The following is a 233-nucleotide window of genomic DNA, read 5'->3' as shown; positions in this document are numbered from 1 at the left end:
GCTCAGTTGGTAGAGCAGTTGACTTTTAATCAATTGGTCGATGGTTCAAATCCATCATGACCCACCATTCTTTATTCTTTATTCTTATGAATAGTGTTTGGTATCAATCGGCGGATTTACGTAAGCTTCATTCATAATTGAATAAGCGCATAGATTGGGTTATTAGCTCAGTTGGTAGAGCAGTTGACTTTTAATCAATTGGTCGATGGTTCAAATCCATCATAACCCACCAT

At 37.3% G+C, this 233-nt stretch carries 1 tRNA gene; it reads left to right on the top strand.

The features are described from left to right. Positions 1-156: 156 nt before the first annotated feature. Positions 157-232 (top strand) — tRNA-Lys (locus AAEY62_RS24945). Position 233 lies beyond the last annotated feature (1 nt).

Origin of the sequence: Pseudoalteromonas sp. GW168-MNA-CIBAN-0100, from assembly GCF_040309225.1 — a bacterium.
GTDB classification, from domain to species: Bacteria; Pseudomonadota; Gammaproteobacteria; order Enterobacterales; family Alteromonadaceae; genus Pseudoalteromonas; species Pseudoalteromonas arctica.
Note: the sequence above shows the minus strand (reverse complement) of the source record. Positions and strands in the feature narration are given on the sequence as shown.